The 24866-nt window shown below is 59.5% G+C and carries 15 protein-coding genes and 1 riboswitch; of the genes, 4 read left to right on the top strand and 11 right to left on the bottom strand.

What is annotated here, in order from left to right; all coding sequences use genetic code 11:
• The first annotated feature begins 107 nt into the window (after window positions 1-107).
• On the top strand, window positions 108-7454 hold the full coding sequence (locus CKW26_RS05695; protein ID WP_095047831.1) for an NEL-type E3 ubiquitin ligase domain-containing protein: 7347 nt from the start codon (window positions 108-110) through the stop codon (window positions 7452-7454).
• Between the two features lie 45 nt (window positions 7455-7499).
• On the opposite strand, the gene metH is transcribed toward CKW26_RS05695, so the two are convergent.
• On the bottom strand, window positions 7500-11210 hold the full coding sequence (metH, locus tag CKW26_RS05690; protein ID WP_095047830.1) for a methionine synthase: 3711 nt from the start codon (window positions 11208-11210) through the stop codon (window positions 7500-7502).
• 155 nt (window positions 11211-11365) lie between these two features.
• Here metH and CKW26_RS05685 point away from each other — a divergent pair, with 155 nt between their 5' ends.
• The 3 genes from CKW26_RS05685 (at window position 11366) to nfuA (ending at window position 15482) form a co-directional block, all read left to right on the top strand.
• Window positions 11366-13648 carry a fatty acid cis/trans isomerase gene (locus CKW26_RS05685; RefSeq protein ID WP_095047829.1) on the top strand — a complete coding sequence of 761 codons (2283 nt, stop codon included), beginning with the start codon at window positions 11366-11368 and terminating at the stop codon, window positions 13646-13648.
• Window positions 13649-13817: 169 nt separating this feature from the next.
• On the top strand, window positions 13818-14840 hold the full coding sequence (locus CKW26_RS05680; protein ID WP_095047828.1) for an acyltransferase: 1023 nt from the start codon (window positions 13818-13820) through the stop codon (window positions 14838-14840).
• Between the two features lie 57 nt (window positions 14841-14897).
• Entirely contained in the window at window positions 14898-15482 is a 585-nt protein-coding gene (gene nfuA, locus CKW26_RS05675) for a Fe-S biogenesis protein NfuA (protein ID WP_007912592.1), read from the top strand.
• Between the two features lie 200 nt (window positions 15483-15682).
• Here nfuA and cobM read toward each other — a convergent pair whose 3' ends face one another.
• From cobM to CKW26_RS05625, 10 genes are all read right to left on the bottom strand, one after another.
• Window positions 15683-16429: a precorrin-4 C(11)-methyltransferase gene (cobM, locus tag CKW26_RS05670; protein WP_095047827.1), complete on the bottom strand. Its 747-nt coding sequence runs from the start codon at window positions 16427-16429 to the stop codon at window positions 15683-15685.
• Between the two features lie 81 nt (window positions 16430-16510).
• Complete coding sequence (locus CKW26_RS05665; RefSeq protein ID WP_003225490.1) at window positions 16511-16924, bottom strand: cobalamin biosynthesis protein; 414 nt, start codon at window positions 16922-16924, stop codon at window positions 16511-16513.
• The gene (locus tag CKW26_RS05660; protein WP_095047826.1) at window positions 16921-17619 is read right to left on the bottom strand and encodes a CbtA family protein; all 699 of its coding nucleotides are present in this window, start codon (window positions 17617-17619) and stop codon (window positions 16921-16923) included. The genes CKW26_RS05665 and CKW26_RS05660 overlap by 4 nt, the downstream gene beginning before the upstream one ends.
• Window positions 17620-17630: 11 nt before the next feature.
• Window positions 17631-17828, bottom strand: a complete 198-nt coding sequence (locus CKW26_RS05655; RefSeq protein ID WP_093430890.1) for a CbtB domain-containing protein — start codon at window positions 17826-17828, stop codon at window positions 17631-17633.
• Between the two features lie 122 nt (window positions 17829-17950).
• Window positions 17951-18173, bottom strand: a riboswitch (cobalamin riboswitch).
• Window positions 18174-18207: 34 nt separating this feature from the next.
• A complete protein-coding gene (locus tag CKW26_RS05650) occupies window positions 18208-18534 on the bottom strand; it encodes a hypothetical protein (RefSeq protein WP_093430893.1) in 327 nt (108 codons plus the stop codon).
• A complete protein-coding gene (locus CKW26_RS05645; RefSeq protein ID WP_093430896.1) occupies window positions 18527-19219 on the bottom strand; it encodes an AzlC family ABC transporter permease in 693 nt (230 codons plus the stop codon). The genes CKW26_RS05650 and CKW26_RS05645 overlap by 8 nt, the downstream gene beginning before the upstream one ends.
• Entirely contained in the window at window positions 19209-20126 is a 918-nt protein-coding gene (locus CKW26_RS05640; protein WP_095047825.1) for a sugar phosphate isomerase/epimerase family protein, read from the bottom strand. The genes CKW26_RS05645 and CKW26_RS05640 overlap by 11 nt, the downstream gene beginning before the upstream one ends.
• Window positions 20123-22543: an ATP-grasp domain-containing protein gene (locus CKW26_RS05635; RefSeq protein ID WP_095047824.1), complete on the bottom strand. Its 2421-nt coding sequence runs from the start codon at window positions 22541-22543 to the stop codon at window positions 20123-20125. The genes CKW26_RS05640 and CKW26_RS05635 overlap by 4 nt, the downstream gene beginning before the upstream one ends.
• Window positions 22543-23820 carry a hypothetical protein gene (locus CKW26_RS05630; protein ID WP_095047823.1) on the bottom strand — a complete coding sequence of 426 codons (1278 nt, stop codon included), beginning with the start codon at window positions 23818-23820 and terminating at the stop codon, window positions 22543-22545. The genes CKW26_RS05635 and CKW26_RS05630 overlap by 1 nt, the downstream gene beginning before the upstream one ends.
• Window positions 23820-24572 carry a 2OG-Fe dioxygenase family protein gene (locus tag CKW26_RS05625; protein ID WP_177409228.1) on the bottom strand — a complete coding sequence of 251 codons (753 nt, stop codon included), beginning with the start codon at window positions 24570-24572 and terminating at the stop codon, window positions 23820-23822. Before CKW26_RS05625 ends, CKW26_RS05630 begins: the two co-directional genes overlap by 1 nt.
• Between the last annotated feature and the right edge of the window lie 294 nt (window positions 24573-24866).

Here is a 24866-nt window from a genome sequence, read left to right as displayed (position 1 = left end):
TGAGTGATACATATCAGGTTACTCACGGCCGGACCGGCAATAACCGGATACCGCAAATCCGCTGACGGGATATGGTCTGCTGATCGCTCCATCAACTAGGAGTGATCATGATCGCTATCCCTTCCAACCCAGAGACGACGCAAGCTGCGCCGCTCGCTCGAGCTGCCGCTGACAACCAGCCGACAACGCTCAATACAACGCAAAGCCTGCACCGCGATTTTCTCGAAAAGTCGATCCCGCCGTGGCTGTCCAGCGCTTCGCCGCAACGGCGCGAAGCGCTCAAAACCGTTCCGACTGCGCTGCCAGCGTGGTACCTCGACGCGACGCCGGCACAACGCAAGACGCTGGCCGACAGCATGAAGGCCAGCGTTGTCGCCCAAAACGATCTTGATAGAACCATGGCGACCCTTCAGGACGTCGAGACATTTGCCAGGCCATTGCTGCTCAAAGCGCTCAAGGACCAGCATCAATTACAAATCGATGTCGACAAGACGCTCCTGTGCCTGCGGCGTCCCGTCGAACTGGGCGTTGAAAATATCGAGCTGGCGTCCTTCGAGGTCCTCAAACTTTCGATGCTGGACGCAGCGCTGCACAACTTCGAAGCTGACGAATGCAAGCAGGGCGCTTATCACTCGACGTCAGGTTTCGTTGTAGCAACCTCCACCCCTGGTACATTCGAGTACGTGAGCATCGGCCTGACGGTGATGCAGTTCCTGACGCTTTGCCGAGAACTGGATGTCGGCAAGCAGTATCAGACCTATTTGACGACATTCTTCCACCCGGCCGATGCTGTGGCAGAGGCGGTGCTCAGCGAGCGCTTCATTGCCAGCCAGAAGGCGACGATGCGCGCCGCAGCCGATCAGGCGCTGTTGCAAAAAGACATTGAGCCGGCGGATCACGCAATGATTGTGTCGGTGATCCACGGCAACATGCACCCGTGGATGGGCGAGAAACAGGTCTGGTTCAGTGACCTGGGCGTGATGAAAAAAAGGCTGACTGGCTGCGTGGTGTTTGTCATTTGCCAGAAGTACCGCTACAGCGACGAGCTGATCCTTTACATCCCTCACGATCCGGAGCACCCGCTCAAGCGCTATACCGTCCAACAGGTGCGCGATGAGTTCAAGCGCTTGCTCACCGCCCGCGATCCCGCACAAGCGCCAGGCGCGGAACCGACCGCGTACCAGCGTTTTTTGAGCCAGTTTCTGCCGTATGACCAGCGTGCGTATTATTTCAGCCAGTTCAGACAAAAAGCGGCCGATTCACCGGGCGATGCATGGGCAATATGGCGCTCGCCATGGCTGGCTGTGGCGCAGGTGTTGGCGGGCGGTTCGGTGTTTACCCGGATCCGTGAACTGCCACCCGAGCGTGAGATCAGGTGGGATCCTGTGCCTGATCCTTACATTGCGCCATCGACGTTCGGTCGCAGCGGACGGGGGATTTGGGCGCCCAATGAGGATCTCTGGCAATACCTTTACACCCAGAGCCGTGCCAAGGTATTGGCCGACGCACGAAGCCATGCCGTGCCAGCGGCAGATGTCGATGCGAAGGCCCGTGACGCCAAGCTCGCTCATCTGCTGCAGATCGGCATGCTTGGCCTGAACCTTGTCTCGATGTTCGTGCCGGTGCTGGGCGAGGTCATGATGGTGGTGATGGCCGGGCAGTTGCTGACTGAAACCCTGGAAGGCGCGATTGAATGGAGTGAGGGTGATCGTCGGGCGGCGAAGGATCACCTGATCGATGTCGCGGAGAATCTGGCGCAGATTGCGTTGATGGCGGGAGTGGGGGCCGGGGTACAGAAAATCTCCGGCGCCAGAGCCGTGCCGATCATCGAGCGGCTGCAGTCGGTGAAATTGCCCAACGGCGAAACTCGCCTGTGGAGAGCCGACCTTAGAGCTTACGAGTCCGCTGTCACGCTGCCAGACAGCCCCGGCCCGAACTCTGCCGGCCAGCATGTGCTGGAAGGTCAAACCTTCATACGCCAGGACGGCAAGGTCTACGAGCAGTTTTACGATGAGTCGATCAGCAAATGGCGCATCAAGCACCCTACCGATGCCAGCGCCTGGCAGCCGGTGCTGGAGAGCAACGGACGCGGTGCCTGGCGGCACACGCTGGAGCGGCCGCGGGATTGGGATCGTCTGACCCTGCTGCGGCGCATCGGCCACGCAACCGAAGCCTTCACCGACGCGCAGTTGATCAAGGCTGCCGATATCGGCGGTGTCACTGACGCCACTCTGCGCAAGATGCACGTCGATTCTGCGCTACCGCCACCGGAACTGACGCAGGCCATGCGCGTGATGCAGGCGGATAGCAACGCGGCACTGGTGGTTGAACAGTTGCGCGGGACAAAACCGATCGACGAACTGTATCTCTTTGCGTTGCCGCTGATCACCGAAATGCCGCGCTGGCCGGCGAACCGGGTGCTGGAAGTATTCGACGGCGAGCAACTGTCCGGCAAGTCGGTCAGGTATGGTTCCGTGCGGCGGTTTCGCGACTTCGGCGTCAAGGCACCGATTCAGATATCGCGGGCCGATATCCTCAGCGGTGGCCTGCCAGCACACATCCTCGCGGCGCTGGACGAGTCAGAACTCACCCGGCTCCTGGGCGAGCAAGGTGCACGCGTGCGCGATGCCCGGCCGGCAGAGTTCGGCAAGCAGATCGCCGACTACGCCGACACTCGTCAGCCGGCGATCTACGACAGCCTCTACAAGGGAACCGACCCCATCGATTCCCGGGTTGCGCGTTTGCAGAAGGCCTGCCCTGGACTCAGCGAACCCGCGGCACAAACGGTGCTGGCCCATGGACGCTCCGATGATCTGTTGCGACTTGACTCAGGCCATCGAGTGCCGCTACGCCTGCTGGAGGAGGCACGCTGGTACGCGCGTCAAAGCCGACAAGTCGCGGCCTATGTCGGTCTGCGCAGTGAAAATGTCGCTTCGGCGGACAGCCGGCGCTTGGCGTTGCACACGCTGGAGCAGTTGCCGGGTTGGGCCGACAGCGTTCGCATTGAAGTTCGCGAGGGCAATGACGCCGGCATGCTGCTTGACAGCATCGGCAGTGAAACAGCCAGCGAGAAGAAATACCTGATCAAGAAAGGCGCTCAGTTTCAGGCGTTCGACGAACGTGGTCTTGCACTCAACAGCCTGCCTCGCAACGGCGACAACTTTTACTCATCGATCATGTATGACTTGCCTGATGACGCGCGCCGCAGCCTCGGTGTGCCCGAGGTGGGGCAGTCCGCCCGGTTACAGAAAAAGATCATCGATCATGCCGATCGGCATCAGGCAGATACGCCTGCGCTGCTTGCGCCACAGGTCAAATGGATCAAGCCGCCCGTGCGTGTGAACGCTACGTTGATCGGTTACCCCGCGAGCGGACGCGGCGCCGGGTTGCAAATGAACCTGACCGCTCATGTGTGCGATGTCTATCCGCAGCTTACCTACGAACAGGCTAATGGTTTCATTCTCGAGCAGTACCGGACGGGTAAAGACGACAACGCGATTTTCCAGCTGTTGCAATCACGCCGCCATGAATGGCAGCAGTTGAATACGACGCTGGATGAATGGGCAGGCACATCCACGGCGGCGCCTTGGGAGCGTTCCGCAACGGATCACAAGTTTCGCGCCGCGCAAGCGCTGAAAACCTGCTGGCGCAACGCCTTGTCCACTGGAGTTTCAGGTGCCGATGAACTCTCGATATTCACGTATGACCCCCTGCCAGAGCTGAATGCAGACTTTGCCCATGTGCGTAAACTTTCAATTGGCGGCAATGGCATCACCGACGCCAATGCGGACGCCTTTCTGGCGCGATTTGCCAACGTGCAAAAGCTGTCGCTGGGGGAGCGTGGCAGTCTGTTTGGCGCCTACATGGCGCAAGAGCAGGCACTGACGACCTTGCCTTTGACTGTGACCCGGATGTCTGCACTGAAGAAGCTCAAGTTCAGGACGTCAGTCAGGGTGATGGCTTCTGATCTTTCGACAAAATTGAGGACGTTGACCGCCCTTGAGGAACTTCATCTTGATTTTTTCGACGGTCGGAGCCATGCCGCTGGCCTGGATCTGACGCCCCTCAAACGCCTGAAAAAACTCAGGATCGAAGCGTCGGGCCTGACGCAATGGCCGGCCTATGTGCAGCAACTGCCTGAACTGGAACGACTGGACCTGACGCAGACCGCCATCACATCCATTCCACAATCGCTCTATGTCGGACACGAAAAACTCTGGGCTGGCTTGTCGCTGGACTGGTCCAGGTTCTCTCATGAAGCGTTCAAACCCGCTTACGACTATGTGAAAAACTACATGGGGCAGTGGCGACATCTGGTTGATCTGGACTTGATGGTTCGCCGCTACTGTGCCGGAGAACTGCAGTTCCTGACGGGCGAGGCCGGCCGCCTCAATCCGTTGCCCGAGCGCATCATGACACTCTGGAATACCCCGGAAACCCGACTCAAGGCAGTGGAGATTCTGCGTGTGGAGCACACCGCAATTTTCCGCCAGTTCTACGAGCCCACCGCATCTGATGGATTGCGTAATGCAATTCCCGCCGCCCGCTGGCAAGCGCAGCCCAATGCACGGGTGGTACGTGCTCTGGAAAAGAACTGGCGTGCAGCCATACGCAGGCGCTATCGCTTGAATGACGACGTTCGTCCTTTCAATGGGACGAACTGGGCATCAAGCACCGAACTCGACGATGCCGGCGTGTTTGAACTGGTGGACACCGCATGGGTACAGGGCGAAGAGTCGGTCAGTGAACTGCCGCAATTGCCAACCGGTGCGTTTGCTCACGTACAGAGTGTGCGGCTGGATCGGTTGAATGTGCCGATCGACCAGATTCGCGATTTTCTCCGGGCATTCAGTGGCACCACGAGTCTGCAAGTCACCGCCTGCGGATTGACGGAACTGCCGATCCGGCCAGCCGATGCAACCCACCTGACGCAACTGGATTTGTCTCTCAACCTTATAGCCGTTACCCCTGAGGTTCAGAGCCAGTTCAATGCCCTGAACAAACTGGAACATCTCAATGCCCGGCTCAATCGCCTGGACACACTGGACGTTTCTCGCCTGAGCGGGCTCAAGACGCTGAACCTCAGCGTCAATGGATTCAATCAATGGCCGACTGGGGCGGAAAGCCTGCCGCATTTGCGAACGCTGGATTTACGTCATAACACCATCGGGTCGCTCCCCGAACAGGTGCTTGTCAACGACGCTGTGCTGCTGAAGACCCGCCTGCAGAACAACCGCTTCAGTACTACAGGCGAGGCGGACATGCGGGCGGCGCAGCGCCGGATTGAAATGTCCATTGGATTGCCGGAAGGCGCCTTGCAACGGTTCGACGCGCAATCGGCGTCATTGCCGGCCAATTCAAGCGGGACCCCGCCGGAAAGTGCACTGGAGCGCGCCGGTCAGTTGTTAGCACTCCCGCCTGTCTCTGCACCCGGCGACGGTTTCGACATGAATGCCCGTGTACTGGAGATATTTCCCTCGCTGACGCTTGAACAAGCGCAAGCCAGCGTTGCCCGATTGCGCGATGAAGGCCTGTCCCCGGAGCAAATGGCGGACAGGCTGACCCAGTGGCGAGCAAGTGACGAGACGCTGACGCGTGAGTTGAACGGCTGGATTTTCGGTGCGACGCAAGGGCCTGGTGAAAGCGTGTCATCGTCCACAAGGTTCTTCGACGCGACGAGGATCCGCACTTGCTGGCGGGACGGGCTCACTGCGCTTTCCGAGTCCGCCGGACAGACGCTGAGCCTTTCAGCGGGGGCCATGAGCGATCTGCCCGCGCTGTCAAACGTGTTTGCCCATGTGCGGACACTGAATCTGACAGGGATCAAGTTTTCAGTTGATAGCTTCAACCTCTTTTGCCCGGCGTTCCCTGAGTTGACCACCCTGAGACTCAACGGCAATGCCCTGGAACGGCTGCCGGAAGCTGTCGGTCGTTTGAACCGTCTGGAACGTCTGGAGTTGAGCGGTAATCGGCTGGCCGTGGCACAAACCGTGTATCAGCACGTGGGCGGGACGCAACTGCGCTGGCTCGACCTCAGCCACAATCAGCTGGAGGAGTTCAGCGCCATCGCCTTCGTCCGTCTGGAGACGCTCAATCTCAGCCAGAACGGTCTGGAATTCTGGCCTGACGGCGTGCTCGATCTGGCGCATTTGCAACGACTGGACCTGTCGGGCAACAACATCATGGTCTTTCCTGACCGACTGTTGGACGGCAACCATCAAGCGCTGGTGGACGGCACCGACCTGTCCGAAAACTCCCTGTCGCTCAATTGCCTGCAGCAACTGCGGGAATACAGTGCGGCCAACGCAGACCGTGATGTCATGGGTTATTCCCAGGCTTTTCTGCAGCGTGAAATTGCCGAACGCGAATTGGAGACCGACAGCGATTCGGATGCTGGCTCCGGTCAGGGATCGGATTCGGATTCGGGTTCCGACAGCGATGGCCCCAGTGGGGGTGGCGGTTCCCGGCGGGTTGATACGCATGCCATTGTGGAGGCAGCGGAAGTGATTGCCGATCCGGTGCAGGATGCGGCAGTGCCAGCGATGGCAATCTGGATGACGTACACACATGCAGATGCGCATGCCGCGCGGCAGGCGCTATGGCTGCAATTGGCTGATCAGGACAACCATGAGTCGTTCTTTCATTTGCTCTCGACCTTGCCCGATACCCTTGAATTCCGGTTGTCCGGCGCTGATTTGACCCATCGGGTCTGGCAAGTCATCGAGGCCGCCACGGAAAACGCCGAGCTGCGAGAGCTGTTATTTCTCAACGCCGAGACCCACGGCACCTGCGGCGATGGCCGGATCCTGTCATTCAGCGAACTGGAAACCCGCGTCTATGAATACAACGCCCTGCGCGATATTCCACGACACCGCCCGGAGCAACGCGGCAGGGCCTTGCTTGAGCTGACGCGGCGTCTGTTCCGCCTGGAAAGGGTCGACCGGCTGGCAGAAGCCGCGGCGAAGAACAAGGATCGGGCGGAAATCCGTCTGCAATACCGGATCGGCATGACCCGAGGCTGGCCGGACGGGCTGGATTTGCCGGCGCAACCGGAACACATGCTGTACGCCGCACCGATTCGCGGGCAGCAGTTGATCGACGCGCGCACGTCGGTGCTCAGGGATGAAGCATCCGAAATGTTTCTGGAAAATCTGATTTCACGCGATTACTGGATCCGCTACCTGCGCGATCGCCACAGCGAGGTGTTCGAAACGCTCGAACTCAACGCCAGGAGGCGGCAGGAGGAGGTGGAGGATACATTTGCCGACATACACAGCAGCGCTTATCTGGAAGCAGTGGATTCACTTCAGATCGAACTGGCAGAAGCTCGCATCGATGCACTGAAGGCAATGACGCGTACGGAGCTGGCTGCGCTGACGACAGTTCGCGAGGCGGAGCCGCACCCCGGCCCATCCTCACCACAACCCGGCCCTTCCTGGCGCCGTGACAGGTAATTGAGTGGACCTGAGAGCAGGGCGCTCTCAGGTCCATTGCGCAACTTAACTGTCGTAACCCAGATTCGGCGCCAGCCAGCGCTCGGTCACGCTCAGCTCCTGGCCTTTGCGCGAGGTGTAGCTTTGCACCTGATCCTTGTCGACCTTGCCCACGGCGAAGTACTGCGCTTGCGGGTGGGCGAAGTACCAGCCGCTGACCGCAGCCGCCGGGAACATCGCGTAGTGTTCGGTGAGGAACACACCACTGCGACCGGCGCGCATTTCTTCGGCTTGCGGATCGAGCAAGGCGAACAGCGCCGCTTTCTCGGTGTGATCCGGGCACGCCGGGTAACCCGGAGCAGGGCGGATGCCGCTGTATTGCTCTTTGATCAGCGCGTCGTTGTCGAGCACTTCGTCCTTGGCATAACCCCAGTGCTCTTTACGCACTTGCTGGTGCAGCCACTCGGCGCAGGCCTCGGCCAAACGGTCGGCCAGGGCTTTGACCATGATCGAGTTGTAGTCATCGCCAGCGTCTTGATAAGCCTTGGCCACTTCTTCGGCGCCGATGCCGGCGGTGGTGATGAAACCACCGACGTAGTCGGTCACTTCACTGTCCTTCGGCGCTACGAAGTCGGCCAGGGAGAAGTTTGGTTTGCCGTCGGTCTTGATGATCTGCTGGCGCAGGTGATGCAGCTTGGCCAATGGCTTGCCGTCATCGCCGTACAGTTCGATATCGTCGTCATGTACTTGATTGGCCGGCCAGAAGCCGAACACCGCACGGGCGCTGATCAGCTTCTCGTCGATCAGCTTGGCGAGCATCTCCTGCGCGTCCTTGTACAACGCGGTGGCGGCCTCACCGACCACTTCGTCTTCAAGGATGCGCGGGAACTTGCCAGCCAGGTCCCACGAAATGAAGAACGGCGTCCAGTCGATGTATTCGGCCAAGACCTTGAGGTCGATGTTGTCCAGTACCTTGCTGCCGGTGAAGGTCGGTTTGACCGGCTGATAATTGGCCCAGTCGAACTGTGGCTTCTTGGCGATGGCGGCGGCGTAGCTCAGGCGCTCGGTGCGGGCGCTGCGGTTCGAGGTACGTTCGCGCACATCGATGTATTCCAGACGCGTCTTTTCGACGAAACCAGCCTTCAATTCTTTCGACAGCAACTGCGTCGCCACGCCAACTGCACGGGAGGCGTCGGTCACGTAGACCACGGCATCGTTGCTGTACTTCGGCTCGATCTTCACCGCCGTGTGCGCTTTGGAAGTGGTCGCGCCACCGATCATCAGCGGCAGGTGGAAGTCCTGGCGCTGCATTTCACGGGCAACGTGAACCATTTCGTCCAGCGACGGCGTGATCAGGCCGGAGAGGCCGATGATGTCGCACTTCTGTTCTTTGGCGACCTGCAGAATCTTCTCCGCCGGCACCATTACGCCGAGGTCGACGATGTCATAGCCGTTGCAACCGAGTACCACACCGACAATGTTCTTGCCGATGTCATGCACGTCGCCTTTCACGGTTGCCATGAGGATCTTGCCTTTGGCTTCCGGCTTGTCGCCTTTTTCCAGTTCGATGAACGGGATCAAGTGCGCCACCGCCTGCTTCATCACTCGCGCGGATTTCACCACTTGCGGGAGGAACATTTTGCCGGCGCCGAACAGGTCGCCGACGATGTTCATGCCAGACATCAGCGGGCCTTCGATCACTTCGATCGGGCGCGCGAACGACTGACGCGATTCTTCGGTGTCTTCTACGATGTGCGTGGTGATGCCTTTGACCAGCGCATGTTCCAGACGCTTGTTGACCTCCCAGCTGCGCCACTCTTCGGTCTCGGCTTCCTTGACGCTGCCGTCGCCCTTGTACTTGTCGGCGATGGCGAGGAGGGCGTCGGTGCCTTCCGGCGTGCGGTTGAGAATCACGTCTTCAACGGCGTCGCGCAGTTCCTGCGGGATCTGATCGTAGATCTCCAACTGCCCGGCGTTGACGATGCCCATGGTCAGGCCCGCGCGGATCGCGTACAGCAAGAACACCGAGTGGATCGCCTCACGCACCGGGTTGTTGCCACGGAACGAGAACGACACGTTGGACACGCCGCCCGAGGTCAGCGCATACGGCAGTTCGTCGCGGATGTAGGCGCAGGCGTTGATGAAGTCCACCGCGTAGTTGTTGTGTTCTTCAATACCGGTGGCGACGGCGAAGATGTTCGGGTCGAAGATGATGTCTTCTGGCGGGAAGCCGACTTCGTTGACCAGAATGTCGTAGGAGCGTTTGCAGATTTCTTTCTTGCGCGCTTCGGTGTCGGCCTGGCCGGCTTCGTCGAACGCCATCACCACAACGGCGGCGCCATAGCGCTTGCACAGTTTGGCGTGGTGGATGAACTGCTCGACGCCTTCTTTCATGCTGATCGAGTTGACGATGCCCTTGCCCTGAATGCACTTCAGGCCCGCTTCGATCACTTCCCATTTCGACGAGTCGATCATGATCGGCACGCGGGAGATGTCCGGTTCACCGGCGATCAGATTGAGGAAGGTCACCATGGCCTTCTTCGAATCGAGCATCCCTTCGTCCATGTTGATGTCGATCACCTGCGCGCCGGCCTCGACCTGTTGCAGGGCGACTTCGAGGGCTTCGGTGTAGTTGTCTTCACGGATCAGGCGGGCGAACTTGGCCGAGCCGGTGATGTTGGTACGCTCGCCAACGTTAACGAACAGCGAGTTGCGATCGATAGTGAACGGTTCCAGACCCGAGAGGCGGCAAGCCTTCGGAATGTCCGGAATCTGACGCGGCGCGTAACCGGCGACGGCTTTGGCGATGGCTTCGATGTGCCCCGGGGTGGTGCCGCAGCAACCGCCGACGATGTTGAGGAAGCCGCTTTGGGCGAATTCTTCGATGACTTTGGCGGTTTCCGACGGCAGTTCGTCGTACTCGCCAAACTCGTTCGGCAGGCCGGCGTTCGGGTGCGCGGATACGTGGGTGCTGGCCTTGTTCGACAGCTCTTCCAGGTACGGACGCAGCTCACTGGCACCGAGCGCACAGTTGAGACCAACGGAGATTGGCTTGGCGTGCGCCACGGAGTTCCAGAACGCTTCTGTGGTTTGCCCCGACAGGGTCCGGCCGGAGGCGTCAGTGATCGTGCCGGAAATCATGATCGGCAGTTCGATGTGCAGCTCTTCGAACACGCCTTGCACGGCGAAGATCGCCGCTTTGGCGTTGAGGGTGTCGAAAATGGTTTCGATCAGGATCAGATCAGCGCCGCCCTCGATCAGGCCTTTGGTGGCTTCGGTGTAGTTTTCCACCAGTTCATCAAAGGTGACGTTGCGGTAGCCGGGGTTGTTGACGTCGGGCGACAGCGAGCAGGTGCGGCTGGTCGGGCCGAGCACGCCGGCGACGAAGCGCGGCTTGGCCGGGTTCTCGGCGGTCTTGGCGTCAGCGACCTTGCGCGCCAGACGTGCGCCTTCTACGTTTAGCTCGTACGCCAGTTCTTCCATGCCGTAGTCGGCCATGGAAATGCGCGTGGCGTTGAAGGTGTTGGTTTCGAGGATGTCGGCGCCGGCATCCAGATAGGCTTTCTCGATGCCGCCGATCACGTCCGGACGGGTGATCACCAGCAGGTCGTTGTTGCCCTTGACGTCACTCGGCCAGTCCGCGAAGCGTTTGCCGCGATAGTCCTGTTCTTCGAGCTTGTAGCTCTGGATCATCGTGCCCATGCCGCCGTCGAGTATCAGGATGCGCTCTTTGAGAGCTTGCTTGAGAGCTTGAAGGCGGACGCTGCGATCGGACATTTGGACTACTCGGAAAGACCATTACGAAGGAGCGGGATCATAGCAAACCTGTGCGCTTTTAGAGCATGTGAGGCTTTTGCATGAATATCGCTCATATTGGTACGAGCGTCATACTGTAGAATCGCGGCGTTTTTTTCAGGATCGGGATCAAGGGCATGTCGTACCGCGTCATCAGCATTTTATTGCTGCTTTTAAGCTGGGGCGCCGTTGCGCAGGAACCCACGATCTCATATAGCCGTGATATCCAACCGATCTTCACCGAGAAGTGCGTGGCCTGCCACGCCTGCTACGACTCGGCCTGCCAGTTGAATCTGGGCAGCGGTGAGGGCGCGGCCCGTGGTGCGAGCAAAATGCCGGTCTACGATGGCGAGCGCACACAAGCGGCACCCACCACCCGACTGTTTTACGATGCCTTCGGTAAACGTGCCTGGCAGCAAAAAGACTTCTATTCGGTGCTCGATGCCCAAGGCAGCCAGGCTGCGCTGATGGCGCGCATGCTTGAACTTGGGCACAAGACGCCAGTGACGCCGAACGCCAAGCTCCCGGAAGACATCGTCCTGGGTCTGAACCGCGAGAACCTGTGCGCGGCGCCCGCCGAGTTCGAAGGCTACGCCGGCGCGTATCCGAAAGAAGGCATGCCGCTGGCGGTGACCGGGCTGACCGATCAGCAATATCAGACGCTGCAGCGCTGGCTGGCCTCGGGTGCGCCGATTGACGAACAAAGCCTGGCGCCAAGCACCAAAGAGGCGCTGCAGATCGTCCAGTGGGAAAACCTGCTCAACACTCCCGGCGCGCGGCAAAGCCTGGTCGGTCGCTGGTTGTACGAGCATTGGTACCTTGCGCATATCTATTTCAAGGACGGCGAGCCGGGCCATTATTTCCAGTGGGTACGTTCGCGCACGCCGACCGGGCAGCCAATCGACCTGATCGCCACCCGTCGCCCCAACGATGATCCGGGCACTCAGGTGTATTACCGCTTGTGGCCGGTGCAAGGGGTGATCGTGCACAAGACCCACATCACCTATCCGTTGAGCGCGGCGAAAATGGCGCGGGTCAAAAGTCTGTTCTATAGCGGTAACTGGCAGGTTAATGCCTTGCCGGGCTACGGCCCGCAGAGCCGCGCCAACCCGTTCGCCACATTTGAAGCGATCCCGGCGCAGGCGCGTTATCAGTTCATGCTCGATAACGCCGAATACTTCGTCCGCACGTTTATTCGCGGCCCGGTGTGCCGTGGTCAGATCGCCACCGACGTGATCCGTGACAACTTCTGGGCGCTGTTCCAAGCGCCGGAACATGACCTCTATATCACTGACCCGAACTATCGCGGCCAGGCCACGCCGTTGCTGGCCATGCCCGGGCAGAACGATGACGTCGGCAGCGTACTGAGCCTGTGGCGCAACTACCGTGACAAACGAAACGAATACGAAGCCTTGCGCCGTGACAGCTACGCTGATTTGCCGGCGCCCAGTTGGTCGACCCTGTGGGCCGGCAACGACAACGCGCTGTTGAGCATTTTCCGCCACTTCGACAGCGCCTCGGTGACCAAAGGCCTGATCGGCGAGGTGCCGCAGACGATGTGGCTGTTCGACTATCCGCTGCTGGAGCGCACCTATTACCAGTTGGCAGTCAACTTCGATGTGTTCGGCAACGTCTCCCATCAGGCGCAAACCCGTCTGTATTTCGATTTGATCCGCAATGGCGCCGAGCAAAACTTCCTGCGCCTGATGCCGGCCGACTCCCGAGAGGATTACCTCAACGATTGGTATCAGAACAGCGGCCAGTTCAAGATGTGGCTCGATTACGAAGCGATCGACGACGACAAACCGACGGCACTGAAACTTGATGAGAAAGACCCGAAATACGACTTCGCCATGCAATTACTGGCGCGTTACGGTGATCTCAATGCGCACCCGGATCCAATCAACCGCTGCGATGGGGCTTACTGCTCGCGGCCGAATATTGACCCGGCCCTGCAAAATGCCGAGCAGGCGCTAAGCCGCCTGACCTCGCGCCCGGCGGCCGGTTTGAAGGTGATCGACCTGTTGCCGGAAGCGACGATGCTGCGCATCGAAACCGCCAACGGCAAACGCGAGGTCTACAGCCTGTTGCGCAACCGTGCGCACAGCAACGTGGCGTTCCTGCTCGGAGAGTCGCTGCGCTATCAGCCCGGGCTGGACACGATCACCATTTTTCCGGGCGTGCTCAGCAGTTATCCGAACTTCATGTTCAACATTCCGGCCGATCAAGTGCCCGAGTTTGTTGATGCAATGGAAAATGCCAAGGACGCCAACCGTTTCGAGAAAATCGTCGAACGCTGGGGAATTCGGCGCAGTCACCCGCAATTCTGGTTCTATTTCCACGATCTGAGCCAATACCTGCACGAAACCGATCCGGTGGAAGAGGGCGTGCTGGACATGAACCGCTACGAGAATCTTTGATCGTTTGAAACAGGCCGACTGTCACAGCTTCAGGTAACACACAAATCCCCTGTAGGAGCGAGCCTGCTCGCGAAGGCGGAGTGTCAGGCACCGAATACATTGAATGTGCCGTCGCTTTCGCTCCCACAGGGTGAAATGGTGTTTTTGGACTTGTGATCGGGAGCAGGTGATGTTGATTTCAGTGCAAGCCCTGCGTGCGCTTGCCGCGTGGACAGTGGTGTGCCACCACTTCATGCAGATTTTTTTTGACTTCAAGGCACGCGGGCCGGTCGGCCAGTTCTTTATCGACAAAGGCGCGGTGGGCGTCGACATTTTCTTTGTCATCAGCGGGTTGGTGATTTTCCTCTCGACCGAAAACAAACCGCTGCCGCCCGCGCGTTTCCTGCTGTACCGGCTGTTTCGCATCGTCCCGGCGTACTGGCTGTACACGCTGCTGATGGCGCTGCTGGTGGTGTTCGCCCAACCTTTGCTGCCGGATCAGACAGTGGACTGGGGCCATCTGCTTCTGTCGTTGCTGTTCATTCCTACCGAGAATCCTGGCGGCTACGGTATCTATCCGACGTTGAATGTCGGCTGGACACTGAATTACGAAATGCTTTTCTACGTGCTGTTTGCCTGGGCGCTGCTGTTTCGTTTGCAGGTGCGCCTGCTGGTGGTCGCGGCGCTGTTGTTTGCAGTGTGTCAGGCCTGGACCGGGTTTGGCTGGGTCAGCGCGTTCTATCGCTCGGACATCGTTTATGAGTTTCTGCTGGGGATCGGCATTGGCATGCTCTATCGGCGGGGCTGGATCGGTGCGGGACTGTGGCTGCCGCTGGTGGCCATCGTCGCGGCGTTGCTGACGATCTATCACTTGGCACCGGCGCCGAGGATGCTCAACTGGGGCGTGCCGAGCTCATTGCTGGTCATGGCGTGTATCTCACTTGAGCGTTATGTCGAGCGCAGTCGCGTGCTCAAACTGCTCGGTGATTGCTCATATTCGGTATATCTCATGCACGTGCTGGTGCTGTCGGCGGGGGGATTTATCGCGCAACGCTACGCGATCAACCCGTATTTGATGTTTGCCCTGTGCGCGCTGGCGATTGGCGTTGGCTCGTGGTTGAGCTACGAATGGGTGGAAAAGCGCAGCTACCATTGGCTCAAGGCGCGGGTTGACATGGAGCCGGACGAGAATCTTTCCCGACAAAAATACTAGGACTTTGTCCGGCGCAATGATTGGCGTAAACTGCGCCCAAGCCTGCGAGGAGTTTCCATGACCGCTATTACCATTACCGACGCCGCCCACGATTACCTGGCTGATCTGCTCTCCAAGCAGAACACCCCGGGCATCGGCATCCGCGTCTTCATCACCCAGCCTGGCACCCAGTACGCTGAAACCTGCATTGCCTACTGCAAGCCGGGCGAAGAAAAACCTGAAGACACCGCGCTGGGGCTGAAAAGCTTCACTGCTTATATCGATCACTTCAGCGAAGCGTTTCTCGATGACGCCGTTGTCGACTACGCCACCGACCGCATGGGCGGCCAGCTGACCATCAAGGCGCCGAACGCCAAAGTACCGATGGTCAACGCCGACAGCCCGGTCAACGAGCGCATCAACTACTACTTGCAAACCGAAATCAACCCGGGGCTGGCCAGCCACGGCGGTCAGGTCAGCCTGATCGATGTGGTTGAAGACGGCATCGCCGTTTTGCAGTTCGGTGGCGGTTGCCAGGGCTGCGGCCAGGCGGACGTAACCTTGAAGGAAGGCATCGAGCGCACCTTGCTCGAGCGTATCCCGGAGCTGAAAGGCGTTCGCGACGTGACCGACCACACGCAGAAAGAAAACGCCTACTACTAAGGTGTTCGCTGCGGACATGAAAAACGGCGCCCCGTGAGCGCCGTTTTTTTATGGGTGACATTCAGGAATGCATTCGCGAGCAGGCTCGCTCCCACATTTGAAATGCGATCAAATGTGGGAGCGAGCCTGCTCGCGAAAGGGCCTTTGATCGTTCCCATGCTCTGCGTGGGAATGCAGCCCGGGACGCTCCGCGTTCCAATTCATGGTCTGTAGAGGTGAGCATGCCCAGCGCGATACAACGATGACTCGCTGAACACCTCACTGCCCAGCACCCGGCCCACCAGAATCAACGCCGTACGCCGAAACCCTTTGGCCTCAACCTTTTCGGCAATATCCGCTAGCGTCCCCAGCACCCAATCCTGATCAGGCCACGTCGCCCGGTGAATCACCGCAATCGGGCAATCCGCGCCGTAATGCGGCAGCAGTTCCACCAGAATCTTCGGCAAATGGTTAACGCCCAGATGAATCGCCATGGTCGCGCCATGCTGCGCCAGACTGCCAAGCTCTTCGCCTGCCGGCATCGCGGTTTTGTCGGCATAGCGAGTCAGAATCACGCTTTGCGACACGTCCGGCAGCGTCAATTCCGCGCCAAGCAGCGCCGCACAGGCTGCGGTGGCCGTCACGCCGGGAATGATCTCGAACGGAATATCCAGCTCACGCAGATAACGGATCTGCTCGCCAATCGCGCCATACAGACTCGGATCGCCGGAATGCACCCGCGCCACATCCTGACCCTTGGCATGCGCGGTCTTGATCAATTCGATGATCTGTTCCAGATGTAATTCGGCGCTGTTCACCACCGTTTCGGCTTGATGGCCGTCGAGTACCGCCGCCGGCACTAGCGAACCTGCGTAGATAATCACCGGGCAACTGCGAATCAGCCGCTGGCCTTTGACAGTGATCAATTCCGGGTCGCCGGGGCCGGCGCCGATGAAGTAGACGGTCATCGTTGAATCCTGAGTAAAAGAGGGCACGACTGCGTTGCAGATGAACAACGCTCATGATCAATGGCGGGGATTATCGGGATTTTACGCCGCGCCGGCCAATGCCAGCGTTGCCTGAGCATATTTTTGCCGGGAGATCAGCAGTTTTGCCGGCGCTTGAATCAGCTGTTCAGCGAGCGCAAGCGCGGCACTTTCGGCGACGCCGTAGCAACCGGTGCGTTCGTAAGCAATCTGTGAATGGTGACTGAGCCGCTGTTGGTAGCTGGCCAGTTCGTCACTGCTGAAGTACAGCAGGGGCAGAGCCAGTTGTGCAGCAAGTTCTTGCAGGCCGGGCTCGTCGCGCTTCAAGTCGATACTGGCCAACGCTTTCACCGCCTCGAGCTCAATGCGATGCGCCTGTAACGCTTGATCGAGTAACGCGCGCAGCGTGCTGGCCGGGCAGCCGCGCTGGCAGCCCAGGCCGACCACGAAGGTCGGCGCTGCGCGGTCATCGGTCATGCGTGGTATTGACCAGCGCTGTTGCGGCGGAACAACCAGGCGCTGATCAGGCCCAGGGCCAGCCAGAACGCCACGTTGGTCAACTGCGAAGCGATTTTGAACTGAGCTTCGAGTGCTTCGGGGGCGAGCATCGAATGCACTTCCGGTTGCGGTGCGCCGATCACGTGGGGCACAGCGAGGATGGCCACACCGAGGACCTTCATCAGCCAGTGACGGCTGAACGCGATCAGCGACAGACCTACAGCCGTCGAAGCGGCCGTGCCGATCCACCACGTCTGCCGCGAAGCCAGATCGGCCGCAGCGGTGCCCGGCAGTTCTGGTGGCAGGCCCAAGGTCGGAGCAAGCACGAACGTCGCGTAACCGGCCAGGCCCCAGAGCAGGCCCTGCGAAGTTTTGGTCGGCGCGCGCAGGGTGTAGAGGCCGGCGAGCATCAGGGCGAAACCGACGGCTACGACCAGATTACCGCCAGTGGTCGAGACTACGCGCTGCCAGCCGTCTTCCGGCTCCCAGGCCTCGGCATCATGGGTGTGCGCAGCCACGCCAGCGGCGTGTTCGTGAACCGCCACCGGCTCGGACTTCTCGAAGGTTTCCGCCTGCAGAATCAGCGGCGAAACCCAGAAGCTTTGCAGCAGAGTGAGGAGCAGGGCGGCCAGCAGACCAGAGAATCCTGCAGTTTGCGCGATACGCTTGATCATGTCGGCAGGTCTCAATGGCACGGGAACGCGGCGCTGTGGCGGGTATCGTGGGCGGCGTTGTGCACCGCTTCGATGTGCGAGAAGCCGGCAAAGTAAACCAGACTGGCGCCGAGGATCGATGCAAAGATCGCGGCGGTCAGGCGTTGGCTCAGGGTGGTGGTGCTGGCGATTTTGTCCGTGTTGCTGCCGGTGCTGCTGATGATCGACATGGCGCTTCCCTCTGGAGTGTCAGCGGGTGAATAGAGCGCATGAAAACCCCTGCGGGTCGGGCTCGCAGAGGTTCGAACAGCGCCCGCCCACCGCGGGTTTGTTATGTGCAGCGCCGCACAAATGCGGGCTGTGTGTTGCGGGCCGGTCTCCGGGCTCACGAGGGGTTGGCGTCAGGCCGACCTGCAAGCGTCACCTTCCCATACCGTATCGGCACAGTGGTTTTGACGCTTCGCTCGCTTACCGTTGCGGGGGCAGCACCGGACTGACATGGGCTTGAGTAAAGCACATGATTCACCGGTTTCCCGTTTCACCCTGTGAAGGGCACCCGTAACAAGTTGTGTAGGAGAGCATGGGCGGGGGATTTGAGTCAATCGGCGCCTAGCGCATGATCAGCAGGACGTACACCCCCAGCGCCATCAGGAACGCATAATAGGATTTGATTCGCGTCAGGCTCAGCAGCCACGCCAACGCCACCGGCAGGATCCATGGCATGGCCGCCAGGTGCTGGCTGGCCAAAGGATAGAGTGAGACCGCCAGCAGGCTGACGAGCATCGCCACCGATGTGTATTTTCCCAGACGATCGATGAAAGCGCGGGCAGTTGCCGAAAGCCGTTCGACATCGACGGCCAGCGGCAGCAAGCGGCAGACGATCGAAACCAGCGCGCAAATCAGTACGTACAGCCAGAAAGTACCAGGTTCAATCATAGACATAGCTCGTCAGAACGGTGATGGCTAGCACCAGCAGCAAGCTGACCTCGCCCAGCCACAGCAAGCTTGCGGCGGTGGCCAGGCCGGCAATCCATTGCGCATGGAAGCTGTGACGGTCGCGGGCCATCTTGCCAAGCGAAGCGCTGATGAAAATCGCGATCACCACACTGACGTGATCCATCACTGCGTTGTCGGCCACGCTGGCGAAGCAATACCCGACCACGGTGCCAAGCAGGGCGGCGGCGTACAGCAGAAAGCACACGGTGTTGGCATACGGGCGGCTGATCGGTTGCTGATCCTTGCGGATCGACATCAACGTGAAAGCCGCATTTGCCATCACCGCCAGGGCGGGGACGAACGCTTTGACCGGGCCCTGGAGGCTGGATTTCAGGCTCAGTGTGAAGACCAGAAAACGCAAGTTGATACTCAGCGCCGAGACCAGCACGCCAAAGGCGTTAAGCAGGTGCGCGGGGGTTTCCAGCAGCGTCAGTTGCAACGGCGAGGCCATTACCGTACCGCTGAAAACCACCATGGCCGGAAGATCCAGACCATGGCGGCGCCCGAGCATGCCGATCAGGGTGAAGGTCAGCAGCAGAGAGAAGACGAACGGTAGCGCATCGCGGATACCGGTCGCGATCTCGCTGCGCGACGCCGGTTTTGCCAGGTTCGACTCAACCAGCATGAGTGCTGTGCCGCGAGCCGGCCAGCAATTGCTCTACGCCGTTCTTATAGGCCAGGGCTTTTTCCAGGTAGTACTCGGTGGAGAAGCGCGGAATGAACTCTTCCACCACGGCCACACCCCGATAGCCGTTGACCGCGAAGCGATTGAGCACATCGCTCAGGCGCAAGTTGCCTTCGCCAATCGGCAGATGTTGATGGTGGGTGTTGTTGAGGTCGGCAATGTGCAGATGCCGGGTAACCGGCGCCAGATCGGCAATGGCTTTGAACAGGCTTTCACCATACGGCAGCAGTGAGCACAGATGCGTCACGTCGATGGTCACGAAGCACCCGGTCTCCTTGTGAAAGCGCAGGTGTTCCTCGACGGTGAAGACCGGGAATTTCGGCCGCTGACCGCCCATGTTCTCCAGGCACAGGGCGATGCCATCGGTGTTGCAGCGCTTGGTCACCTCGTTGATCGCTACTATCAGGTTGTCCAGCAGTTCGCCGTTTTCCAGTTGATCTTTGTAGCCGGGATGAAAAGTGACGCTGGTGGCGCCGGCCTCGTGGGAAAACTCCACGGCGGCACTCAGGCAGTCCACCGCTTGGGCACGTTCGGTCAAATCCGGGGAACACAGGTTGTACTGGCGACCCCACCATCCGGCGTGGACGGTCAGCGTGATGCCATTGTGTTCGGCGAAGCTGCGGATTTTCCCGGCAAGCTCAGACCGGTCTTCGGCGGTCAACGACCAGAAGGTTTTTTCGGCGTCTTCGCCGATCTCGAACTCGACCGCTTGGAAATGTCTGGCCAGATCGGTGATCGAACCCAGGATGTCTGCAGGGTTGTCGTAGACATTGGTGGAAAAGGAGATCATCGGGAAGTGAGCGCTGATCGGGCCTTCGATGTGATATAGCGGGTCTTTACGGGTCATTGCGCTGGTCCTTGCGTAGTGAACTCTGGGTGGGTGATCGCGGCGTTGAAGTCCGCCGGGTCGTCGGCGTCGCTGCAGCCCAGCAGCGTGTAGCCGTGGCGGTCTGCGGAACGGCTGATGCTCTGGCCGAACTTGTCGGGGTTGAGGTTCACGCGTAATGCAAACGGGTGTTGCAGCAGGCGTGCCTGGAGCTGTTGCGGATCGGCGGTCGGGGCCGCCTCGATGTAGCGGATCGCCATTTTGGCGTAGGTTTTCTCGGGCGTCGGCAGTGACGTGCCGGCCATCGCGGCGATGGTGCTGGCTGCCAAATGCACCCCCGTGGTTTTCCAGACCATTTCCCAGATCTGGTCACCGCCGAAGCGGGTCTGGGTTTCGATGAATTGCAGGCGTGAACCGTCCAGCTTGATTTCCGTGTGGGCCGGGCCCCAGCGGTTGCCCATTCGCCCGAGCAGCCACAGCACCGCTTCTTCGATCTGCGCGGCGGTTTTCTCGTCGAGCCCGGCAGGAAAGTCATGCCCGGTTTCGACATAACCGGGGGCACCGCTGGTGTATTTGCGCGTGATGCCGAGAATCCGGTGCTGGCCATCCAGGCTGAGGGATTCAACGCTGTATTCGTCGCCGCTGGCGAAGGCCTCGATCAGATTGTTTCCCTCCAGCGAGAGGTGTTCGACATCCTCGGGCCTGTCTATGGCATAGACGCCCTGACTGCCCGAACCGTTGACGGGTTTGACGATGGCCGGGCCATGGCGCAGCACGAAAGCGCGAGCCTCGGCACCATGGTTGATAGCGGCAGTGGGCAACTCGTAGCGACTGCCTTTGAGCAATTGGCGAAACAGCAGTTTGTCGCGACTGACTTCCACACTGCGCAGGTTGTTGTGGACGATGCCCAGACGTTCGCCCAAGCGTGACGCGGGCAGCAGGCCCAGTTCCGAAAACGAAACCACGGCATCGAATGGTGATTGCCGGTGCAGCCGTTCTACCATCGTGCTGTAGGCCGGCAGATCGGCGATGTCAGGCGTCAGCACTAGCGTTGCGCGCTCGCGCTGATAGTCAGATAACTCGCCGGGTTGCTGGACGAGAGTAAATCGAAACTGCCGCGCAGTATCCCAATCCAGTCCCGAATCACGCCCGCCGATGAGCAGAATGTGTTTGGTGTTCGCCGCCGTGGGCTGCTCGCCATAGACATCAATGTCGCTGACGGCGAGCAAGGATTGTCGCAGGCGGGCGGTGTCGGGTTGCCTGAACTCGATGTACAGGTAGTTCTGAAAACCGTTGCTGACCGGCCCGATGGCTTCGCCCGGAGTGACGTAGGCGTACCAACGCTGGAAACCTGGCAAGCGGCAGATCCGGTCGGCGCCGTGCAGTCCGTCATAGAGCCGGTCTGTGCGGGCGAAGGGGGTGGCGATGCCGAACGCATCCGGCGCTTCGCTGGCGCTGGGCAGAGGCTCGGCGGACAGCGCGCGGTGGTAGCAGACATCCAGCGCCAGCCCCCAGGCTTGACGAATCACATGAATCCGGCTGCCGCCGGGGCGTGCGCCGACTTCGAGAACTCTTGGCCCGCGGGGGGTGAGAATGAACTCGACATGGGCAAACGTGCCTTTGAGCGCTAACGCTTTCACGGCGTCATGGGCCAGACGATGGCAACGCTCCTTCAGCGCTGCGTCGGGCTCCAGCAGCGACGGCGTGTAGCGGGCGAAATGGTGAAAGTCGCCGCGATCGATATCGACGCCGGCAATCACATCGACGATCGGAAAACTGCTGATCGTGCCGTCGGCGGCAATCGTGCAATCGATGGAATGGTTGGAACCCTGGAGAAATTCCTCCAGCAGCAGTTGATCGGTTTCGCGGCTTTTGCCCGCCACATAGCGCTGCAGCGCCGGCCATTCATGACGGGCGTAGTCGAGCAGATCCTGCTGATCGTCGATGCAGCGTACGAACAGGCTGCTGTAAAGGTTCGCTGGTTTCAGGATGAACGGGTAGGGCAGCTCGCCCGGGCGCGCCAGCAGGTCGTCGATACGAACCTGGCGAGAGACCACGTGCAGATCCAGGTTACGCGACTGTTCGAAGCATTGGCGTTGCAGCACCTTGTCCAGCGTGTTTTCCACGTTACGGTGCAGGTGGGCCAGCGCCGGCAGCGCCGCACACAGCCGCCCCGTGATCGCGACATAGCCTTCACGGAAATTCAGGACACTGGTGAAGCCGTGCTCGTCCAGCAACTGTTGCGTCAGCTGGATCAGATCCGGGGTCAGCCCTCTGGAAAAGTCGTACAGCGCCACCGGCGAGATCTGTTTCGCATCGGCGATCTTGCTGGTTTTGCGACTATCGGCAATCAGCAAAGGGGTGATGCCCTCGGCAATCAGGCCCTCGTATTCTCCGTCACGAATATTGCCGATGATCAGGCAGGCCGCTGCACTCATTAGTCAACCTCCTGATCGAAGCTGTAGTGGACCCGGTTCAGGCGCTGGCAAATGTGAGCCAGACGAATCCGGTCCACGCCGTTGGCGCCACCGCTCAAGACATTGCGAATGATGTGCGCCAAGGCATCCAGGTCTTCGCTGCTGATGCCCAGACGAGTAATTTCCTGCAGACCGAAGCGCAGGCAGTCGCGGCCATTGATCTGTTTATTGTTGATCCGGATCCCCAGTTCATTGAGCTGCTGCGCCGCTTGCCGGGCCAGTTCGCCTTCGAGCAACAGCAGGTGCGTGTCGGAGGGGTGCAGCGTCCAGCCCGGCAGGTCAGCGAGTGCGTCGTGCAACTGGCGAGTATTGGCGCACATGCGTTGAGCGTAGGCCTGGCCGTAGCGCTGGGTTTCCAGCAGGCTGACGAACAGTTGCAGCAGACCGGGCAGATTGGGCGAGGACACCAGCGCACCGCTGAGCGTTTGCTCGATCCGCTGGGCCAGATCGGCACGCCGGCAGACGATCAGTGCCCGGTGCGGACCTGCCAGGGATTTGTGGGTGTTGCCTTGAAGAATATCCGCCCCCTCGTCAAGCGGGTTGGGAAAGGCCTTCCCGGCGATGAGGCCCAGAGTGTGCGACGCATCGTAGATGATCAGTGTCCGCTCAAAGCCCCGGCGGTTCAGCAGCGCGCGCAGTGGTTTAAGGGCGATTGCCCGTGTGGTCAGACCATGGTCGAGCAGTACGGCTGCCGGTTGTACACCGCACGCCTGGAGTTGCCGATCAACATCCCCGAGATCAATTTGTCCGTCAGCCGTCAGTTTCAAAAAGACGCTGTGCCGGCCCATCTTCTGCACCAGAGGCCCGGTTGCGAAATGCCCGCCGCTTTCGGGCGCCAGTGATAATACGCAGTCGCCCGGCTCGGTCAGGGCGGCCAGCACGCTCAGCGTGCAGTGCACGCCGGAGAGCACGCGGTATTCGACGAACGGCGCGTTAAACATTGCCTGCACGGCTTGGGTCGCCAAAGCCTTTAATGTTTCGACTTCGGGGAAGTGTTCGACCTGCATACCATTGAATTCGGCGGCATAGCATTGACCGTCAATGGCCTGTGCATTGAACAAGTAACGCTCGTAATGGCGATTCTGTCCTAGCGTGCGTGCAGTCTCGGACAATATGTTTTCATTAGCGGTCAGCGATAGTGTGGAAGTTCTTCGTGCGCACGCCTGTTGAAACTGTTCAATGATGAAGTTATGCGCGAGGGGGGTACTGACTGAAAGTGCATGAGTCGAATGATTCATTAGTAGTCCGCCAGGTCGAAGTCGATAATCAACATATCGCGACTGCCGCGATCCGAATTAATGCTCGATGTTTGCAGTGGGGAAACTTCATGCAGAAGTATTCGGTCATTCAAGACGACGGTTTCCAGATAGTCAGTCAAAATTGCACTGAATACTTGGCCACCTTCTTCATCAAATATCCGGCTTTCGCCACCGATGACATGCTGACGTTGAATCAGGTGTTGAAAGACAAAATCGTGCCCGTCGCGATGTCGGCCCTCAGGGGTGGCCTGGCCAGCATTGCCTTGATCGCAGAGGATACGGAACTGATGGCAGGTCACGAGCCAGTCGCGCGGGCCCAGCGCCATGTCCAGCAGTGCCAGGTCGGCGGCCAGCAGTGTCTGCAGAATCGGGGAGTCAATGAACGTCGCCTCGCAGCGGGTGTAGGTGCGCTGCACTCCGCCCAACAGCGGGTTGTCGGTCTCGGCTTGAAAAAAGTGGCAGTCTTGCAGCGCCGTCCATTGGCGTTCCTGTTGGCGATACTGGAACTTGCAGATGCGTCGTTCGCGAAGACCGTTCTCTGCGCTGAGATACGCATCGGTATGCAAATGATCCCAGGTCGCATTGAATGCCCGGCATGCTTCGCGTCCCAGCAGCGCAACATCCAATGCTGGATAGTGAACACTGTGCGCATAGTGGCAATTGCGCAGTAGTTCGGAAAGTTCCTTTAGTCCGGCATCACTTGAAAGCCGTAACGCGTTACCGGCACTCATGTTGTGGATACCCATGGGTGCAGGAAAGAAACAGGCAGGATCAAATACTGATAATAATCAGCCATGCAAGAAATCCTTTCTTGAGAGACTCATAGTCCTTGTGCGAACTCATCGTTCATATCTTGTATTGATTTATCAATTTGGTTTTTGTAAAGATATGTAATCGAATGCGCGCAGCCGCTCTATTTCAGGGTTTAACGCGGTGGTAGTTTTTTTATGTAACGGATAGGGCATGTAAGACATAACTTACAACTACTTTTTAAGTGAGAAGTGTTCGCGATCATTAGATGAAAA

This window comes from Pseudomonas sp. Irchel s3h9, from assembly GCF_900187475.1.
Taxonomy (GTDB): domain Bacteria; phylum Pseudomonadota; class Gammaproteobacteria; order Pseudomonadales; family Pseudomonadaceae; genus Aquipseudomonas; species Aquipseudomonas neuropathica.
The sequence above is the reverse complement of the archived record's forward strand: the minus strand, read 5'-3'. Positions and strand labels throughout refer to the sequence as shown.

What these genes read in the sequence shown, in the direction of transcription:
- CKW26_RS05695 (WP_095047831.1), top strand. Translation starts at nt 108, where the DNA reads ATGATCGCTATCCCTTCCAACCCAGAGACGACGCAAGCTGCGCCGCTC.
- metH (WP_095047830.1), bottom strand. Translation starts at nt 11,210, where the DNA reads ATGTCCGATCGCAGCGTCCGCCTTCAAGCTCTCAAGCAAGCTCTCAAA.
- CKW26_RS05685 (WP_095047829.1), top strand. Translation starts at nt 11,366, where the DNA reads ATGTCGTACCGCGTCATCAGCATTTTATTGCTGCTTTTAAGCTGGGGC.
- CKW26_RS05680 (WP_095047828.1), top strand. Translation starts at nt 13,818, where the DNA reads ATGTTGATTTCAGTGCAAGCCCTGCGTGCGCTTGCCGCGTGGACAGTG.
- nfuA (WP_007912592.1), top strand. Translation starts at nt 14,898, where the DNA reads ATGACCGCTATTACCATTACCGACGCCGCCCACGATTACCTGGCTGAT.
- cobM (WP_095047827.1), bottom strand. Translation starts at nt 16,429, where the DNA reads ATGACCGTCTACTTCATCGGCGCCGGCCCCGGCGACCCGGAATTGATC.
- CKW26_RS05665 (WP_003225490.1), bottom strand. Translation starts at nt 16,924, where the DNA reads ATGACCGATGACCGCGCAGCGCCGACCTTCGTGGTCGGCCTGGGCTGC.
- CKW26_RS05660 (WP_095047826.1), bottom strand. Translation starts at nt 17,619, where the DNA reads ATGATCAAGCGTATCGCGCAAACTGCAGGATTCTCTGGTCTGCTGGCC.
- CKW26_RS05655 (WP_093430890.1), bottom strand. Translation starts at nt 17,828, where the DNA reads ATGTCGATCATCAGCAGCACCGGCAGCAACACGGACAAAATCGCCAGC.
- CKW26_RS05650 (WP_093430893.1), bottom strand. Translation starts at nt 18,534, where the DNA reads ATGATTGAACCTGGTACTTTCTGGCTGTACGTACTGATTTGCGCGCTG.
- CKW26_RS05645 (WP_093430896.1), bottom strand. Translation starts at nt 19,219, where the DNA reads ATGCTGGTTGAGTCGAACCTGGCAAAACCGGCGTCGCGCAGCGAGATC.
- CKW26_RS05640 (WP_095047825.1), bottom strand. Translation starts at nt 20,126, where the DNA reads ATGACCCGTAAAGACCCGCTATATCACATCGAAGGCCCGATCAGCGCT.
- CKW26_RS05635 (WP_095047824.1), bottom strand. Translation starts at nt 22,543, where the DNA reads ATGAGTGCAGCGGCCTGCCTGATCATCGGCAATATTCGTGACGGAGAA.
- CKW26_RS05630 (WP_095047823.1), bottom strand. Translation starts at nt 23,820, where the DNA reads ATGAATCATTCGACTCATGCACTTTCAGTCAGTACCCCCCTCGCGCAT.
- CKW26_RS05625 (WP_177409228.1), bottom strand. Translation starts at nt 24,572, where the DNA reads ATGAGTGCCGGTAACGCGTTACGGCTTTCAAGTGATGCCGGACTAAAG.